The organism is Mesorhizobium sp. WSM4848 (genome assembly GCF_055811375.1).
Genome location: NZ_JBVVPX010000005.1, coordinates 56812 through 74948, shown reverse-complemented (window position 1 = coordinate 74948; position 18137 = coordinate 56812). Strand labels below are relative to the sequence as shown.

Genomic DNA, 18137 nt, shown 5'->3' with positions numbered 1-18137 from the left:
GGTCAGCGTGTTGTGCCCGCCGGGATGGTCCGTCGGGTTCACTTGGCAGCTGCTTCCTGGATCGCCGCCCAGATGCGCGCCGGCGTTGCCGGCATATCGATGTGCCTGATGCCGTAGGCGCGATAGAGCGCATCCGTCACCGCGTTGAGGGCGGCCGGCGTCGCTCCGATCGTGCCCGCCTCGCCTGCCCCCTTGATGCCGAGCGCATTGGTGGTCGAGGGCACGTTGCGGGTCTCGAAATGGAAGAACGGCAAATCGTCGGCGCGCGGCATGGCATAGTCCATGAAGCTTGCCGTCAACAGCTGCCCGTCCTCGTCATAGACCGTGTTCTCGGTCAGCGCCTGGCCGATGCCCTGGACGACGCCGCCATGCACCTGGCCGGCCAGCAGGATAGGGTTCACGGTGACGCCGAAATCGTCGACGATCGTATAGCGGACAATTTCCGTCACGCCGGTGTCGGGATCGATCTCGACCTCGCAGATGTGGGTGCCGTTCGGATAGGTGCATTCGTCCTGCACGAACTCGCCAAAGCCCTTGAGATCGTCCGGGTTCTTGGCGGCCTTGGCGATGCCCGAAAAATCGATCGTGCGGTCGGTGCCGACGATGCGGGCAACGCCGTTGGACAGTTCGATGTCGTCGGCCGACGCTTCCAACTCATCGGCGGCGATGCGCCTGATCTTGATGGCCAGATCCTCGCCGGCACGAGAAGCTGACACACCGCCAAGCGGAATGGAGCGCGAGCCGCCGGTGCCGCCGCCGGCCTTCAGCTCGTCGGTGTCGCCCTGGCGGACATGAATCTTGCCGATGTCGAGATGAAGCTTTTCCGAGAGGAACTGCGCATAGGCGGTCGCATGCCCCTGCCCGTTGGTCTGGGTGCCGATCTTCAGCGTCACCGTGCCGTCGCCGTTCAATTCGACAAAGGCCGGTTCAGAGCCCGGAAAGGCACAGGCCTCGATATAGGTCGCCATGCCGATGCCGCGGATTTTGCCTTCCGCCTTCGACTGCGCCAGCCGCTCCGGAAACGCCTGCCACTCCGCTTGTTCGATGGCGCGGTCCATATGGCCTGCGAATTCGCCGGTATCATAGAGGCGGTCGGTCTGCGTGCGGTACGGGAACTGCTCGGGCCTGATGAAATTGCGCCGGCGGATCTCTTCGACTGGCAAGCCAAGGTCGTGGGCGCAGGCGTCGACGAGCTTTTCCAGCAGAAATGCCGCTTCCGGGCGGCCGGCACCGCGGTAGGCATCGACCGGGCAAGTGTTGGTGTATAGGCCGGTCACCGAAACGTCGAGCGCCTGGATGTCGTAGACGCCGGTCGACATGGTGACGCCGATATAGGGGATGAACGGGCCGTATTGCGAGATATAGGCGCCGATATTGGCGAGGAGATCGACCTTCATGCCGAGAAAGCGGCCGTCCTTGTCCATAGCCATCTCGGCGATCACGACATTGTCGCGGCCTTGCGCATCGGTGAGGAAATGCTCGGTGCGGTCGCCGGCCCATTTCACCGGGCGGTCAAGGCGCCTGGCGGCCTCCAGCACCAGCGGATGCTCGCGATAGACGAAGCTTTTCGGCCCGAAGCCGCCGCCGACATCCGGCGTGATGACGCGCAGCTGGTTCTTCTTGATCTTGAATATTTCGGCCAGGATGTACTGCATGGAATGCACGCCCTGCGAGCCCGTGGTCAGCACGAAGCGGTTCTCCTGCGTGTTCCACTCGCCGATCGCCGAGCGCGGCTCGATGTAGTTGCAGACCAGCCGGTTGTTGATGAATTCGATGCGGGTGACATGCGCCGCCCTGGCGAATGCCGCCGCGGTCTTCGCCTTGTCGCCAATGTGATAGCTGAAGGCGCGGTTGGAGCCGAGTTCCGGCCAGACCAGCGGCGTGCCTTCGTCAAGCGCCGTGGCGGTGCCGGACGCGGCATCCTCGCCCTCGTATTCGACCTCGATCAGTTCGGCCGCGTCCTGCGCCAGCGCGCGGCTGTCGGCGACGACGAAGGCGACGGCGTCGCCGACATAATTGACCCGGTCGCGGCAAAGGACCGGAATGTCGCGGGTCGGCGCCTTGGTGCCGCCCGGCTGCCTCTGCATGACGCCGGATTTCAGCTTGCCGAGATGAGCAAGATCCGCGCCGGTCAGCACCAGATGGACACCAGGAGCCGCCTTGGCCGCCTCGGTCGAACCGACGGTGAAGCTTGCCTTGGCCACCGGCGAACGCAGAACGTAGCCGTGCAGGAGGCCGGCCGGTTGGATGTCGTCCGTATAGCGACCGAGACCCGTGAGGAAGGCCTGGTCCTCGCGACGCAGCACAGAGGCGCCCATGCCGAATTTCGGTGTGACGACGGTCATGGATACCTCGCGACGATGATTGGAAAACGAGTGCCTGAAATAGTCGCTGCGCCAGTTTTGTCGAGTGACGGTTTCGTGTAAAGAGCGCGTGCTTCACATTTCTTCGACCAGCGGACCCACCTGCCGCTGCCGGAATCGACAGGAAAACCAACGGAATGCGCACGGACACCGGCCAGGTCTTCAAGCTCGAAGACTATCGCCCCACCGACTATCTCATTCCGGAAACCGGCCTGACTTTCCGCCTGTCGCCGGAAGCCGCGCGCGTCGTCGCCGTGCTGACGGTCGAACGCCGCGACGGCGTCGCGGCGTCAATGCCGCTGGTGCTGGACGGCGATGGCCTGACGCTCAGCCGCATCGCGATCGACGGCCAGACACTCGCGCCCACCGATTTTTTTGCCACGCCCGATCAGCTGACGATCACCACGCCGCCCGCAGCAGCCCGTTTCCAGCTCTTGATCGAAACCGAGCTGGCGCCGGCGCACAACGAAGCCCTGATGGGCCTCTATCGCTCCAGCAACGTCTATTGCACGCAATGCGAGGCCGAGGGCTTTCGGCGCATCACCTATTTTCTCGACCGTCCAGATATCCTGTCGGTCTATACGGTGCGCATCGAGGCGCCGCACCACGAGGCGCCACTGCTTCTTTCCAACGGCAACCCGGCTGGCAGCGGCGAACTTGCCGACGGCTGGCACTACGCAGTCTGGCACGACCCCTTCCCCAAGCCGTCCTATCTGTTCGCCCTTGTGGCGGGCGCTCTCGGCAAGGTCGCGGACAGCTTCGTCACATTGTCCGGCCGCGAGGTCGAGCTCGGCATCTTTGTCGAGCCGGGCAAGGAGCGGCTCGCGGGCTACGCCATGGACGCCCTGAAACGGTCGATGAAATGGGACGAGGAGGCGTTCGGCCGCGAATACGACCTCGACGTCTTCAACATCGTCGCCGTGTCCGACTTCAACATGGGCGCGATGGAGAACAAGGGCCTCAACATCTTCAACGACAAGTATGTGCTGGCCGACCAGGAGACCGCCACGGACGCCGATTTCGCCAATATCGAGGCGATCATCGCGCATGAGTATTTCCACAATTGGACTGGCAACAGAATCACTTGCCGCGACTGGTTCCAGCTTTGCCTGAAGGAAGGGCTGACGGTTTTCCGCGATCACGAATTCTCCGCCGACCAGCGATCGCGAGCGGTGAAACGCATTGCCGAAGTGCGCACGCTCAAGGCACATCAGTTTCCCGAAGACCAGGGACCGCTGGCGCATCCGGTGCGACCGCGCCGCTACCGCGAGATCAACAATTTCTACACGGCGACGGTCTACGAGAAGGGCTCGGAAGTGGTGCGCATGATCCGCACCATTCTCGGCGCCGAGACGTTCCGGGCCGGCATGGATCTCTATTTCGAGCGCCATGATGGCGAGGCTGCGACGATCGAGGACTTCATCAAGGTGTTCGAAGATGTTTCCGGGCGCGACCTCTCGCAATTTTCGCTGTGGTACCATCAGGCCGGCACGCCCAATCTGACGATCAGTTCGACGCACAATGCGGCGGCCCAGGAATTCACGCTCGAGATCGAGCAGTCGGTACCGCCAACGCCGTCCGAAAGCCGCAAGCGGCTGATGCATATTCCGCTGGCCTTCAGCCTGGTCGGCGCCGACGGCAAAGCAATAGAATACGGCGGCGTCGAGGGCGCCAGCGTCGAGGGCGGCGTCATCCATATCCGCAAGCGCCGGCACATGGTGCGCTTTTCGGGCGTCGCCGAGCGCCCGGCGATGTCGCTCAACCGCGGCTTCTCGGCGCCGGTGACGCTTTCCGTCGAGCAGAGGGCTGGCGATCAGTTCTTCCTTGCCGGCCATGACGACGATACCTTCTCGCGCTGGCAGGCGTTCAACACGCTTTTGACCGAGGCGCTGATATCAGCCTTCCGCCAGGTCCTTGACGGCAAGCAGCCCGGTTTCGCATCGCGGTTGATCGAGCTTGCCGGCAAAATAGCCGGCGACGAGACACTCGAACCGGCCTATCGGGCGCTGGCTCTGGCGCTTCCGAGCGAAGCCGATATCGCCCGCGACATAGGCAAGAACATCGATCCCGATGCCGTTTTCTCGGCCCGCGAGGCGCTGACGGTCGCGATCGCCGAGGCGAACCGCGAGATATTCTCCGACCTCTACGATCGACTGACCGACAAGGACGCTTTCAGTCCTGATGCGGCAAGCGCCGGTCGCCGGGCGCTGCGCAACACCTTGCTCGACTATCTTTCGCTGCTGCATGGAGGTGCGGCGCTTGCGGCCCGGCATTTCCAGTCGGCGACCAACATGACCGACCGGGCCGCCGCATTGAGCGTGCTTGCGCTGCGCCATAGCGGTTCGCCCGAGACGGTCAAGGCGCTGGCGGAGTTCGAAGCGAAATATGCGACCGATCCGCTGGTGATGGACAAATGGTTCCATATCCAGGCCAGCGTGCCGGGCCCGCAAACCATTCATGCGGTGCGCGCCCTGACCAACCACCCGGCCTTCTCAATGGCCAACCCGAACCGGGTGCGCTCGCTCGTCGGCACGTTTTCCAGCGCCAACCAGACCGGCTTCCATCGCGCCGACGGCGAAGGCTACCGGTTTTTCGTCGAAACAGTCCTGCAGGTCGAAAAGCGAAACCCGCAATTGGCCGCCAGGCTGGCGACGGCACTCAGATCATGGCGCTCGCTGGAACCTGCCCGGCAAGGCAAGGCAAGAGAAGCGCTGCTTTCCATTGCCAATACCGAGAACCTGTCGGCCGATTTGCGCGACATCATTGAGCGCACGCTGGCGTGATCCCTCCCCCTTGAGGCAGGGCTGTCCGGGGAAAGTTCTTGTGCAACTCGGACGAGTCTTTGGGCGCTGCATTGCAATCCCCAATGGGTATGGCCCGCGTCCGTTTCGTCGTTCGACCAGTGCGCATGCGGAAAGAGAAGCACCGCTCGGGGTCCAAAAGTCGAAAAATGCAATCGATGCGAGTCCTCCGCAGCCCGGTATGCAACCGAAAAACTTTCCCCGGACAGCCCTGCCCTTGAGGGGAGGGTGGACAGCCGCCGAAGGCGGATGGACGGGGGGTCGCTGCGGCAGTGCGCGGCCTCGATCGACCCCACCTGCCTCGACTGTTGATCCAAAGATGGAGCGCCTCGCCGAGGACCCCTCCCGGCTCTACGGGCCACCCTCCCCTCAAGGGGGAGGGAGATCGGCAGCTTAGCCACTATTTTAGTCGATTTTTAATCTTTTTTCGCTGCGCCTCTGGACAAGGCGAATCACCTTTGATTCTTTAGCTGAAGATTCGGAAGTGCGGCGTCGCCGGATCGTCAAGCAGATTTTAAGATCGGGGAGAGCCATTTATGGCGAAGGCGGACGCGTGGGGCGCGCCCGGAGGGACGGGTTTTGAGCAGCGTGAGGCGAGAAGCGACGGTCTCGCCGGCAACGCGCGGCTGATTGCCGAACCCGCCTACCGACGGCTTCTGGCAGCCGAGCCATTGTTGCGCCGATCGATACCGGCCCTCATCATCATTTTCCTGCTTGTCATCGCGGCGCTGCGGTTCCTGTCGCTGATGCACGAGCGCGACAACGTGGAACGCGACGCCAAGGCGATCCTCTCGCTCGCGGCGGGCCAACTGGCCAGTTCGATCAGCGTCGATGCGAGCATGGCCACGACGCCTGGCGCGACGCAGGATCTGTTGGAGGGCATCAGCCGTCAGGGCGCCATGGGCCGAAGCCACGTGCTTGCGGTCACCGACAGCGCGTTCAAGATCGTTGCCGTGACACCGCAATCGACGGGCTGGGAAGGGCGGTCGCTCGACGCCATCGCCCAGGGCGGTCAACCGCTGTTCATGTTCGGCGACCGCGCCGGCGTGTTGGAGGTCAGCATCGGCGGCCAGGACTGGTATGCCGCGGTGAGCCTGGCAAACGGCAAGAATGGTGCTGCCGCAGCGCTCGTTCCGCAGGATGCGGTCTTCGACACGTGGCGCAAAACCGTTTCGCTCAACGTCACGCTGTTCGTGCTGACGGCCGGCGTGCTGATCATCGTCCTCTATGCCTATTTCGGCCAGGCGGCGCGCGCCCAGACCGCCGACCGCATCTATCTCGAAGCGCACCAGCGCATCGACATGGCGCTGGTGCGCGGCCGCTGCGGCCTGTGGGACTGGGACATGGTGCGCGGCAAAATGTACTGGTCTCGCTCGATGTACGACATGCTGGGCTATGAGCCCTGCGACACGATGCTGTCGTTCGGCGAGGTCGACGGGATCATCCATCCCGAGGACGGCGACCTGTTCCAACTCGCCAACAGGATCGTCGCACGCGAGATCGACCACATCGACCAGGTGTTCCGGATGCGCCACGCCGACGGACAATGGGTGTGGATGCGCGCAAGGGCGCAGGTGATCGACCCGGAAGCGCCGGAGATCCAGCTGATCGGCATCGCCGTCGACGTTACCGAGCAGCGGCACCTGGCGCTACGCTCCGAGGCCGCGGATCTTCGCCTGCGAACGGCCATCGAAAACATCAACGAATCCTTCGTGCTGTGGGATTCGGCCCAGCGCCTGATCATGTGCAATTCCAAGTACCAGCAGGACAACGGACTGTCGGATCGCGACGTGATGCCGGGCGCCTCGCGCGCCGTTCTCGAAGATCGCATGCTTGCCTTCGCCTCGGAGCGCCGGCTTGCCAATACCAACGGGCAGCAAGGCGGCGTGACCTTCGAGCGGCAGCTTGCCGATGGCCGCTGGCTGCAGGTGAACGAATTGCGGACCAGGGACGGCGGCACCGTCTCGGTCGGCTCCGACATCACCCAGATCAAGCTGCACCAGGAGAAGCTGGTCGACAGCGAGCGCCGGCTGATGGCGACGATCCACGATCTCAGCCTTGCCCGCCGGGCAGAGGAAGAGCGGTCGCGCGAACTAGTCGAGCTCAATCACAAATACATGAAGGAAACCGAGCGCGCCGAGGCCGCGAACCGGGCCAAATCCGAGTTCCTGGCCAACATGTCGCATGAATTGCGCACGCCGCTCAACGCGATCATCGGTTTCTCCGAGCTGATGGAACAGGCGCTGTTCGGGCCCTTGGGTTCGCCGCGCTACGAGGAATACGCCACCGACATCAACGGCAGCGGCAAATATCTTCTGGGCGTCATCAACGACATCCTCGACATGTCGAAGATCGAGGCCGGCCAATTCTCGATGGATCAGGAGGAAATCGACCTCTGCCCGCTGATGCGGGAAACGGTGCGCGTCATCTCGCTGCAGGCAGCGGAAAAATCGATCACCGTCGAAACACGCATCCCCGATTCGCTGACGCTGTTCGCCGACCGCCGGGCGATCAAGCAGATCATCATCAACCTTCTGTCGAATGCGGTGAAATTCACCGGACAGGGCGGCCGCATTGCGGTAAGGGCCCGCAACACGTCCAGCGCTCTGGTCCTGACGATCGAAGACAATGGCTGCGGCATCCCGAAGGAGGCGCTGAGCAAGCTCGGGCGGCCGTTCGAGCAGGTGCAGAACCAGTTTTCCAAGAGCCACGCCGGTTCCGGCCTTGGCCTTGCCATTTCACGCTCGTTGGCCGAGCTTCAGGGCGGCGCCTTGAAAATCCGCTCCACCGAAGGCACCGGCACGATCGTGTCGGTGCGCATTCCGACCAGGAAGCCGACGCAGCCGGTCAGGGCCGCCGCCTGACTAGTGAATAGTGAAATAGTCAGTAGTGAATATCTAATTCCATTCACCATTCACTACTCACTACTCATTCGCACGAAGCAGAAAGCCAAAATCCTTCCTGACCTTTTGCGACGTCTCCTTGAGGTGCGCTTCCAGCACGCCGAAATCCGGAAGGTCGGTGACCGCCAGAAGCAGATCCGAAAGCCCCGGCGGGACGTCGTCCCGTTCGAATACGCCGGTGAGGCAGAGCCGCGTCATCTGGGTCAGCGCCAGGTAGAGCGCATAGGCATCGCAAAGCTCCTGCCTGACCTGGGCCTCGGCGAAATCCGGCGCCAGCCTCGACAGCACGTCCGCTGTCCCGGTGACCCGGCGGCCGGCTTCGACCTTTCCCGTGATCACCGCCACCTGCGCGATGAATTCGAGATCGATGAGACCACCCGGGATCAGCTTGATGTCCCAGAGATCGCGCGGCGGTTTTTCCTTCTCAATCATCGCGCGCATCTCGAATGCTTCGGCTATCACCTTGGCGCTGTCGCGCGGCAAGGCAAGCACCTGTGCCACCTCGGCCTCGACCTCGGCGCATAGCGCTTGATCGCCGCCGATCGCGCGGGCCCTTGACAACGCCATATGCTCCCATGTCCAGGCGTCCTTGCGCTGGTACTTCTTGAAGGCATCGACATGGGTCGCCACCGGCCCCTTGTTGCCGGACGGCCGCAAGCGAAGGTCGAGCTCGTAGAGAACGCCCTCGGCGGTCGGCGCTGACACCGCAGCTATCAGCCGCTGCGTCATCCTGGCGTAATAGTGGGACGGGGCCAGCGGCTTGTCGCCATCGGATTCTTCGGCATCGGCGTCGTGATCATAAAGCAGGATGAGGTCGACGTCTGAGCCGGCCGTCAATTCGCGGCTGCCGAGCTTGCCCATGCCGAGCAGCGCAACCGTACCGCCGGCGACGCGACCGTGGCGTAGCGCGAACTCGGCGATGACCGCCCGCAGCGCCGCGTCGATGGTGAGATCGGCCAGATCGGAAAAGGCACGGCCGGCGCGCGCCGGATCGATCGAGCCGGCAAGCAGCCTGACGCCGATCAGGAATTTTTGCTCGGACGCAAAGATGCGCAAGCGGTCGAGCACGTCCTCATAGGCCCTGTCGCCTTCGAGGAACGCGGCGAGACGGCCGGACAGATAGGCGCGGTCCGGCAGTTCAGTCAAAAGGGCCGGATCAAGCAGGCCGTCAAACACGTGCGGCCGGCGCGTGATGATGGCGGCCAGCCGGGGCGCCGCGCCCATGATTGTCGCCAGCAGCTTTAGCAGAGCTGGATTGGAGTGGAGCAGCGAGAAGAGCTGAATGCCGGCGGGCAGACCGGCAAGGAATTCGTCGAAGCGTATCAACGCCTCGTCCGCCCGGCGCGTCTGGCCGAAGGATTGCAGCAGCGCCGGCGTCAGTTCGGTCAACCGCTCGCGCGCCTCGGCCGACTGCGTGACGCGATAGCGGCCGAAATGCCAGCCGCGGATGACGCGGCAGATGTCGCTCGCCCGCTGGAATCCCAAACTCTGCAGGGTCTGCAACGTATCGGGGTCGTCGACATCGCCGGTAAAGACCAGGTTGCCGATGCCCGCCGAAAGCTCGGGCGCGGTCTCGAAAAGCGCTGCGTAGTGGCGTTCGACCTGATGGAGTGCGGCACGGAACGCCTCGGCAAAGGTCGCCGCATCGGTAAACCCGAGCAGGCGGGCAATGCGTTCGAGCCCTTCGTCATCTTCCGGCAGTATATGGATCTGCTCGTCGGCGACCATCTGGACGGCGTGCTCGACGCGGCGCAGGAGCCAGTACTGCCTTGTGAGCGTATCGCGCGCATCGACGGTGATCCAGCCGCGTGCCGCAAGCTGGCCAAGCATCGGCACCGTCTCGCGGCCGCGCAGTTCGGGGAAGCGGCCGCCGGCGATGAGTTGCTGCGTCTGGACGAAGAACTCGATCTCGCGGATGCCGCCGCGGCCGAGCTTGACGTTGTGGCCCGTCACCGCGATCTCGCCAAGACCCTTGTGAGCGTGGATCTGGCGCTTGATCGAATGGACGTCGGCGATCGCCGCATAGTCCATGTATTTGCGCCAGATGTAGGGCTGGAGATCCTTCAGGAACGCAGCACCGGCATCAAGATCGCCGGCCACCGGACGCGCCTTGATCATTGCGGCCCTCTCCCAGTTCTGGCCCCGCGCCTCGTAGTAGCGCAGCGCCGCCTCGACCGGGATCGCCAGCGGCGTCGAACCGGGGTCGGGACGAAGCCTGAGGTCGGTGCGGAAAACATAGCCGTGTTCGGTGCGGTCCTGGAGAATGCGGACCAGCCGGCGGGTCAGGCGCGAATACAGCTCCGTCGCATCGAGCGGATCGACGACTGCTGGTGCTTGCGGGTCGAAGAAAACGACGAGGTCGATGTCGGAAGAGAAGTTCAGCTCATGCGCGCCAAGCTTGCCCATGCCGAGCAGGATCCAGCCCGACCGGCGCGCCGGATCCTCGAGGTCCGGCAGTTTGAGCTTGCCTTGTCCGTGCGCGTCGCGAAGCAGGAAATCGACGGCAGCGCGGGTGCAGGCGTCGGCAAGATCGCTCAGCCGCCGTACTGTGATTGCAGTTTCGGCCTCGCCTGCAAGATCGGCCAGCGCGATCAGGACATGCGCTTCCGCTTTCCATTGCCGCAACTCCATCATCAGGCTGTTTTCAGAGATGGCTTCCGCCCGCGCGGCCTTGTCGATAGCGGCGCCGATCGACGCCAGCCGCGCCTCGACGGTTTCATCGAAAAGCGCAGCCAGGATCTGCGGGCGGCGGCGCACCGTGCCGCGCAGGAACGGCGACAGGTCGAAAACTGCCGCGAGGAACTCCTGGACGGCGCCCTTGCCGGCCAGGAATTTCGCCAACCCGGCAAGCCCCTCTTCCTGCGCTGCGGAAGCGATCTCCGACAATTCCCGCCGGGCTCGGTTCTGATCCAGAGGCACGAGCTTTGCCGCCGGCTTCAGAAGCCAGTCGGTCGGTTCCGCAGCCGCCTTCACCGCCATCAGCGATCCTCCCGTTCGGGAAAACTCATGACGACGGATAATCCAGGATTGCCGGGCAGGAGATCAAGCCGCCCTTTGTGGAATGTCATGATCGCCTTGGCGAGGCTGAGGCCGAGACCGGAACCCGGCTGCGAGCGGCTCTTCTCCAGCCGCACGAAACGCTCGGTCGCCCTGGCGCGATCGGCATCGTCGGGAATGCCCTGGCCGTTGTCGGTGACGGAAAGCCTGATTTCGCTGCCGACGCGATCGAGCGCCACGCGGACGGCCGGCTTGGCTGTCGAGTCGACAGAATATTTGATCGCGTTGTCGACGATGTTCGATAGCGCCTGGCCGATCAGCTCGCGATTGCCTTCCACGGCGAAGCCATCCTGCACCGAGGTCTCGAGTGTCACACCCGCCTCCTCCGCCACCGGCTCGTAGAGCTCGACGACATCGCGCACCGAAGCAGCCAGATCTCCCTGGCTGGTGCTTTCTGAGGAATAGCCCGCCTCCAGCCTTGAGATCATCAGGATGGCGTTGAAGGTCTTTATCAGCTGGTCGGACTCGGCAATGGTCGCTTCCAGCGCCTGCCGGTAGTCGGCGGGACTGTACTTGCCGGAGAGCGTCGCCTCGGCGCGGTTGCGCAGCCGGGTCAGCGGTGTCTTCAGATCGTGGGCGATGTTGTCTGAGACCTGCTTCAGCCCTTCATTCAGCGTGGCGATCCTGGCCAGCATGGAATTGAGATTTTCGGAGAGCCGATCGAACTCGTCGCCGGCCCCGGTGACCGGCAGCCGGCCGGAAAGGTCGCCGCCCATGATGCGGCGGCTGGCCTGCGACACCGAGTCGATGCGCTTCAGCGCCGCGCGGCCGACGAAGATCCAGATCAAAATTCCGCCAAGCGCCATCATGCCGAGCGCCAACGTCAAGGCGCGGCGGATCACGGCGCGGAACCGCTCAGGCTCGCCGAGATCGCGGCCGACCAGCATGATCATCTGGTTCGGCAGGCGCAGCACCAAGGCAATGGCGTTGTGGCCCTTCTCGCCTTCGACCTGGGCTTCGCTCTGGCTGGGTTCGTTCGGGTCGGCGATCGGGTTGCGTTGCCGCTCGAGCTCGCCCTCGCCGAAGCGCCGGTAGGAAAACGGCTCCGTCGTCCAGCCCTCGGCCTCAAGGACGCCGGGTTCCAGGCTCTGCACGTTTCCGGTCAGGATCTGGCCGTTGGCGTCGGCGATCAAATAGAGATTGGCGCCGGGCTGGCGGGAGCGTTGCTCGACCACGCGCACCAGCAGCGGCAAGCCGCCGCGCTGATAGACCCGGGCGAGGCCGAGCACCTCGTCGTTGATGGTCTCCTGCGTCTGGCCGGTCAGCATGCGCGCCGACAGCGAGGTCATGTAGAAGACGAGCAGCACCGCACAGATGGCGAACAGCAGGAGATAGAGCGCCGAAAGCCGCGCCGCCGTCGTCTTCATGATGGCCGGCATGGAAAGGGCCATGCTAGCCGCTCTTGAGCATATAGCCGGCGCCACGAACCGTGTGCAGGATCGGCTTGTCGAAACCCTTCTCGATCTTGCCGCGCAGCCGCGAGACGTGAACGTCGATGACGTTGGTCTGCGGATCGAAATGATAGTCCCAGACATTTTCCAGAAGCATGGTGCGCGTCACCACCTGCCCAGCATGGCGCATCAGATATTCCAGCAGGCGGAATTCGCGCGGCTGCAGCGTAATGTCGCGGGCCGCGCGCCGCACCGAATGCGACAGCCTGTCGAGTTCGAGATCGCCGACCCGGTAGACGGTTTCGGCCTCCCTGGCGCTGGCGCGGCGGTTCAGCACCTCGACCCGGGCCAGAAGCTCGGAAAAGGCATAGGGCTTGGTCAGGTAGTCGTCGCCGCCGGCGCGCAAGCCGGTGACCCGGTCGTCGACTTCGCCGAGCGCCGACAGGATCAGCACCGGCGTAGTCTTGCCCCGGGATCTCAGACCGGCGATGACCGACAGGCCGTCGCGGCGCGGCAACATGCGGTCGACGACCATCACGTCATAGTCGCCGGAGTCAGCGAGCGCGAAGCCGGTTTCGCCGTCGCCGGCGACATGGGCGGTATGCCCAGCCTCGGTTAAGGCTTTCTGGAGGTAATCGGCCGCTTCGCGATCGTCTTCTATGACGAGAATCTTCATGGCACCGTTATACGCGATTTCGCTGGAAGATTGAGTGGCCGCCATAGGCATCATGGCCTCGATGTGCATCGCGAACAAAGTGAATCAAGAACGAGCAGTAAGTCTTTGTTTTGGACCATTATTGACCCCGATCCATCAACACTCTAGATCAAAGCTCGATGCAGGCTTTTGGGCGACATGCTTTGTTGCTTGAGCATATCGTCATGCTCTGTTCGAGCGGCAGCGGGCGATGGGAGCCCGCTGCCGCTGGGGCGGAACACGATGACTGACTAACGTATTCAAGCCCCGTGCTTTCCCATGCGACGGCTCGGGGTATTTGAAACCGCCGCATCGGAAAAGTCTGGAACGTCAGCCCTTGGCGACAGGCAGCGCGACGAAGCGGTTGCTGTCGTCGCGGGTGATCTGCATCAGCACCGCCTTGCGGCCCGACTTCACCGCGTCGGCCATGGCCTTGGCAACGTCCTCGGTGCCATTGACCTCCGTCGAATTGACCGAGGTGATGACGTCGCCGGGCTGGATGCCGCGATCGGCAGCATCGCTGTCGGGATCGACATCGGTCACCACAAGCCCTTTGCCATCGTCGGACCTGGTGACGGTGAGACCGAGTTCGGCCAGCGTATCGGCCTTTGGCGGAGCGGAAGGCTGCTGGTCCGCCGAAGCCTGCTTGTCAGTCGAAGGCAGCGTGCCGAGATCGACCTTGACCGTTTCACTCTTGCCGTCACGCCATAGCGTGACGTCGACCGGCTTGCCGGGCGGGTAGGCGCCGATCAGACGGGCGAGTTCCTTCGGCGAAGTGACGTCCTTGCCGTCCACCTGAGTGATGACGTCACCAGCCGATATGCCGGCCTCCTTGCCGGGACCATCGTCCTGGGCGCTGGAAACGAGCGCGCCCTTATCGGACTTCAGCCCGAGCGATTCGGCGATTTCGGAAGTGACCGGCTGGATCTCGACGCCAAGCCAGCCGCGCTGGACGGTGCCGTCCTTCATCAGATCCTGCACGACCTGTTTGGCGGTCGAGGCGGGAATGTCGAAGGCAATGCCGACGCTGCCGCCGGACGGCGAGAAGATCGCTGTGTTGATGCCGACGACCTGGCCGTTGAGGTTGAAGGTCGGGCCACCCGAATTGCCGCGGTTGACCGAGGCATCGATCTGGATGAAGTCGTCATAAGGACCGGCGCCGATGTCGCGACCACGGGCCGAGACAATGCCGGCGGTGACCGTGCCGCCAAGGCCGAACGGATTGCCGACGGCCACGACCCAGTCGCCGACACGAACCTTTGAATCATCGGCGAAGTCGACATAGGTGAACTTGCCGTCGCCTTCGACCTTGAGCACTGCGAGATCGGTGCGCGGATCTGTGCCGACCAGTTTGGCGTCGCGTTCCTTGCCGTCATACATCACCACCGTGAAGGACGAGCCTTCTCCGACGACATGGTTGTTGGTGACGAGGTAGCCATCCTCGGAAATGAAGAAACCGGAACCCTGAGCGACCGGCCGCGGCTGGCGGTCACGGGGTCCGAAACGTCGCATTCCATCCCGGCCATCCTGATCGCCAAAGCCACGGAACTCCCTGAAGAAGCGGCGCAATTGCGGATCGTCGGGAAGATTGCCGAATGCGTCGGGCAGGTCGGAGCCATCGTCGGCGGTCGATTCTATCTTGGCTTTGACGCGGACACTGACGACCGCCGGCGAAACGCGCTCGACCACGTCGGCGAAGCTCGGGACCTGCGGTGCCTCGACACGCACGGCCTCGGCCAGCACCGGGGCTGTCCCGGTGGCAACCGCGCCGAAGCCGATCGCGCCGGCAATGGCCACTGATGCGGCGGCAGCCATCAGTCGTTTGCGGGTGCGGGAATGTGAATTGGGGGCAATATTCATGGGTCTCGTATCCTCTTTCAAGGGATGCGCTCCGGTCGGCATCCTCGGCCAAGAGAAATAGAGGCGCGCACATTACGGCGCCATTTCCAGTGCGTGAAATTTTGGTAATGTTTGCTGGCACAAACCCTTTGGTTGCGCCCGCCCGTTGCCCGATGTTGTACACAGTTCAGCACAAGGCTTTCACCATGACCGCAAGCGCCACCATGACAATTCGGGTTTCGTCCGAGACCAAGCTGAAGCTGGAGCGGATCGCCGCCGACACGCAGCGCAGCAAATCCTTCCTCGCGGCCGAGGCAATATCGGCCTATGTCGATCGCGAGTTTGGGATCATCGAAGGCATCAAACGCGGGATGGCCGACGCGGCAGCTGGCCGTGTCGTGCCGCACGACGAAGCCATGGCTGAAATCGACGCCATCATCGAAGCAGCGGAAGCCCGGCGCGCGGACAAGGCGTGAAGCGGTTCGTCACCTGGTCGCGAGAAGCGCTGGACGACGTCAAACAGCAAATCGCCTTCATCGCGCGGGACAATCCAGCCGCCGCCAGACGCCTTGCGGATCGCATTCGTGACACGGGCCGTGGTCTTGGCGACATGGCGACGGGGGCCGGGTTAGTTACCCAGCACCTTGTCCAACGCTGCCTTCTCCTCGGCGGTGAGCATGGCCGCAGGCGTCGAACGGCGCGACCGGGCGGTCAGCACGATGAAAATCCCGCCGGCAAGCAGCAGAAGGACCGGCGTGCCCCAGAGCAACGCGTTGCGCAGGCTGAAGCGCGGCTTCAACAGCACGAACTCGCCATAGCGGGAAACGATGTAGTCGATCACCTGCCGGTCGGTATCGCCGGCGACCAGGCGCTGACGCACCAGCACGCGCAGGTCGCGGGCAAGGTCGGCATCGGATTCGTCGATCGACTGGTTCTGGCAAACCATGCAGCGCAGCTCTTCCGAAAGCGTCCGCGCCCGCGCCTCGAGCGCCGGGTCGGCCAGAACCTCGTCCGGCTTCACCGCAAGTGCGGCGCCGGCAAACAACAGCGTCAGCAGCAGGATCAGAGAGGCCAGTGAAAATCTTGCGGTCATGGCAGGCTCGCGGAAGGCACGGCGCCCGCCGACTTGCGGCGGCGACGCGACGGTGCGCCGACGCGCAGCCGCCGGTCCATCAGCGACATCGCAGCACCTGCCATCATGACAAGACCGCCGCCCCAGATCAGCGTCACCAGCGGCTTCCACCACAGCCGCACCACGACGGAGCCGTCGGTCGCCTCGTCGCCAAGCGAGAGGTAGAGTTGGCTGAAACCGATCGTCTTGATTCCGGACTCGGTCGTCGTCATCTGTCGGACCGGATAGGAGCGCTTGGACGAGGTGATCACGGAGGTGGTGCTTCCATCAGCGCCGAGCAGGGCGAAGCGGCCGCGATCCTCGCTGTAGTTAGGCCCCTGGGCCGGATAGAGCCCCTCGAAGCGCAGCGTGTGGCCGGACAGTTGCACGGTCTCGCCGGCATGCATCGACAGGATCTTCTCGGTGCCGAAGCAAAGCGTGCCGATAATGCCCAGCGTCGTCAGCCCGAGGCCGAGATGAGCGAGCGCGGTGCCGAAGACCGAACGCGGCAGGCCGGCGAAGCGCCTGAGCATCATGGCGGGCGCGACACTGCCAAGGCCGGACTTGACGGCAATATCGGTAAGCGCGCCGCAGATCAGCCAGAAGGCCAGGCCGACGCCAAGTGCTGCGAACACCGACGTGCCGTCGATGAACAAGGCCGTCACCAGCACGGCCAGAAGCGCGGCGGCGAAGGCCGCCATCAGCCGCTGGGCGACGGCGAAAATGTCGCCGCGCTTCCAGGCGAGAAGCGGCCCGAACGGAACCGCGACCAGAAGCGGCACCATCAGCGGGCCGAACGTCAGGTTGAAGAATGGCGCGCCGACCGAAATCTTGTCGGCTGAAACGGCCTCGACGACCAGCGGATAGAGCGTGCCGATCAGCACGGTGGCGGTGGCCGTGGTCAGGAACAGATTGTTGAGGACCAGCGCCCCTTCGCGCGAGATCGGATGAAACAGGCCGCCGGCCGTCAACCTCGAGGCGCGCAAGGCGAACAACGCCAGTGATCCGCCGATGAACAGTGTCAGGATGCAGAGAATGAACACGCCGCGCGTCGGATCGGTGGCGAAGGCGTGGACGGAGGTGAGCACGCCGGAGCGCACCAGGAAGGTGCCGAGCAGCGACAGCGAGAAGGTCAGGATCGCCAGCAACAGCGTCCAGATCTTCAGGGCCGAGCGCTTTTCCATGACGATCGCCGAATGGAGCAGCGCCGTGCCGGCCAGCCAAGGCATGAACGAGGCGTTCTCGACCGGGTCCCAGAACCAGAAACCGCCCCAGCCAAGTTCGTAATAGGCCCAGTAGGAACCCATGGCGATGCCGCCGGTCAGGAACATCCAGGCGACCAGCGTCCATGGCCGCACCCAGCGCGCCCAGGACGCGTCGATGCGGCCTTCGATGAGGGCGGCGACCGAGAAGGAAAAGCAGATCGAGAAGCCGACATAGCCGAGATAGAGCAGTGGCGGATGGATGGCGAGGCCGAGATCCTGCAGGATCGGGTTGAGATCGCGGCCCTCGATCGGCGCCGGATTGAGCCTGGCGAACGGATTGGAGGTCGCCAGGATGAACAGCAAGAAGGTGGCGCCGATCGCGCCTTGCACGGCCAGCACGTTGGCTCGAAGGGTCGCGGGAAGATTGCTGCCGAAAGCAGCGACGAGCGCCCCGAAGAAGGTCAGGATCAGCACCCAGAGCAGCATCGAGCCCTCGTGATTGCCCCAGGTGCCGGTGATCTTGTAGATCAGCGGCTGCAGCGAATGCGAGTTGTCCCAGACGTTGGCCACCGAAAAGTCGGATGTCGCATAAGCCGTCGCCAGCGCCGCGAAGGAGAGAGAGGTCAAGGCAAAGCCGGTCACCGCGACCGGAGCGCCGACGGCCATCATCTTCTGGCTGTTGATACGCGCGCCGAACAGCGGCACCAGCGCCTGCACCAAGGACAGCGCGAACGCCAGGACCAGCGCGAAATGTCCGGTTTCAACCAAGGCCG

10 protein-coding genes are annotated in these 18137 nt (G+C 63.8%); 3 read left to right on the top strand and 7 right to left on the bottom strand.

Going from position 1 to position 18137, the window contains the following annotated elements:
- Positions 1–38: 38 nt before the first annotated feature.
- A complete protein-coding gene (locus tag AC0L16_RS07080) occupies positions 39–2345 on the bottom strand; it encodes a xanthine dehydrogenase family protein molybdopterin-binding subunit (protein WP_473619819.1) in 2307 nt (768 codons plus the stop codon).
- Between the two features lie 155 nt (positions 2346–2500).
- On the opposite strand from AC0L16_RS07080, the gene pepN reads away from it, so the two are divergent.
- Positions 2501–5146, top strand: a complete 2646-nt coding sequence (gene pepN, locus AC0L16_RS07075) for an aminopeptidase N (RefSeq protein ID WP_473619818.1) — start codon at positions 2501–2503, stop codon at positions 5144–5146.
- 554 nt (positions 5147–5700) lie between these two features.
- The gene (locus AC0L16_RS07070; protein ID WP_473619817.1) at positions 5701–8028 is read left to right on the top strand and encodes a PAS domain-containing sensor histidine kinase; all 2328 of its coding nucleotides are present in this window, start codon (positions 5701–5703) and stop codon (positions 8026–8028) included.
- A gap of 60 nt (positions 8029–8088) precedes the next feature.
- Here AC0L16_RS07070 and AC0L16_RS07065 read toward each other — a convergent pair whose 3' ends face one another.
- The 4 genes from AC0L16_RS07065 to AC0L16_RS07050 form a co-directional block, all read right to left on the bottom strand.
- Positions 8089–11046, bottom strand: coding sequence for a bifunctional [glutamine synthetase] adenylyltransferase/[glutamine synthetase]-adenylyl-L-tyrosine phosphorylase (locus tag AC0L16_RS07065; RefSeq protein WP_473619816.1), 2958 nt, complete (start codon positions 11044–11046; stop codon positions 8089–8091).
- Positions 11046–12515, bottom strand: coding sequence for a sensor histidine kinase (locus tag AC0L16_RS07060; protein WP_473619815.1), 1470 nt, complete (start codon positions 12513–12515; stop codon positions 11046–11048). The genes AC0L16_RS07065 and AC0L16_RS07060 overlap by 1 nt, the downstream gene beginning before the upstream one ends.
- A gap of 1 nt (position 12516) precedes the next feature.
- Entirely contained in the window at positions 12517–13191 is a 675-nt protein-coding gene (locus AC0L16_RS07055; RefSeq protein ID WP_473619814.1) for a winged helix-turn-helix domain-containing protein, read from the bottom strand.
- A gap of 348 nt (positions 13192–13539) precedes the next feature.
- Positions 13540–15069, bottom strand: coding sequence for a Do family serine endopeptidase (locus tag AC0L16_RS07050; protein WP_473619813.1), 1530 nt, complete (start codon positions 15067–15069; stop codon positions 13540–13542).
- Between the two features lie 185 nt (positions 15070–15254).
- On the opposite strand from AC0L16_RS07050, the gene AC0L16_RS07045 reads away from it, so the two are divergent.
- Complete coding sequence (locus tag AC0L16_RS07045) at positions 15255–15524, top strand: CopG family ribbon-helix-helix protein (protein ID WP_473620021.1); 270 nt, start codon at positions 15255–15257, stop codon at positions 15522–15524.
- 152 nt (positions 15525–15676) lie between these two features.
- Here the strand turns inward: AC0L16_RS07045 and AC0L16_RS07040 are convergent, their stop codons facing one another.
- Positions 15677–16141, bottom strand: coding sequence for a cytochrome c-type biogenesis protein (locus AC0L16_RS07040; RefSeq protein WP_473619812.1), 465 nt, complete (start codon positions 16139–16141; stop codon positions 15677–15679).
- Positions 16138–18132 (bottom strand): heme lyase CcmF/NrfE family subunit, encoded by a 1995-nt coding sequence (locus AC0L16_RS07035; RefSeq protein WP_473619811.1) that lies wholly within the window; start codon positions 18130–18132, stop codon positions 16138–16140. Before AC0L16_RS07035 ends, AC0L16_RS07040 begins: the two co-directional genes overlap by 4 nt.
- Positions 18133–18137: the final 5 nt, after the last annotated feature.